Genomic DNA, 745 nt, shown 5'->3' with positions numbered 1-745 from the left:
CGCGTGGGGACCGGCCGTTCCGACCCATGGTGTTCGGCCATCGTGACGCAGAGACTACCTGGGAAGCCGAGACTCTCGAAGGGGGTGCGCAGTGTCCGAGCCAGGGAGTGCCGCGTGGCGGGCCATGACCGAGGCGCCCGCGGAGTCGGTCGTCGAGGCTCTGGGCGACGCGCTGACCAAGCTCTTCGGGATCACCAGGACCGATCTCCTGCTGGTGGATTACCGTCTCGCGGCGCTGCTGCCGCTGCTCAGCGGCTCACCGGTGACGCGGCCGGGCGACCCCGCGTGGCGGTGTTTCGACCACCAGTCGGAGGTCACCGCCTCGTCGGTCGCCTATCTCCCGGTCACCGTCCGGGGTGAACGGCTCGGGGTGCTGCGCTGCTCTCCGGCTCCCGGGTCGCCGGACGCTCGCGGCGAGCTGGCCGAGATCGCCACACTGCTCGGGCACGAGTTGCAGTCGGCCGCCGTCGGCACCGACCGGTACGCGATGGCGGCCCGGACCCAGCGGCTCACGCTGGCCGCCGAGCTGCAGTGGGAGCTGCTGCCCGGCCGCTGCCGGATCCGCCCGTCGTTCAGCCTGGCCGGGCAGCTCGAGCCGTCCTATGCGGTGCGGGGCGACAGCTTCGACTGGGCCGAGAGCGACGACCGGGTGTCGCTGAACTTTTTGCTGCTTTTCCGACGCTTATTCGCTTCGCTCATATTTATATAGAAAAGAAGTGAATGCGCAAAAGACATAATCGATTCA

At 68.2% G+C, this 745-nt stretch carries 1 protein-coding gene; it reads left to right on the top strand.

Annotated features, from left to right (window positions below; translation table 11 throughout):
* Positions 1-91 precede the first annotated feature (91 nt).
* Positions 92-709 (top strand): hypothetical protein, encoded by a 618-nt coding sequence (locus tag AB0M20_RS08910; protein ID WP_364296041.1) that lies wholly within the window; start codon positions 92-94, stop codon positions 707-709.
* The last annotated feature ends 36 nt before the right edge of the window (positions 710-745 follow it).

Source organism: Actinoplanes sp. NPDC051633 (genome assembly GCF_040681735.1).
GTDB lineage: Bacteria > Actinomycetota > Actinomycetes > Mycobacteriales > Micromonosporaceae > Actinoplanes.
This window is presented reverse-complemented; position numbering and strand designations above follow the sequence as displayed.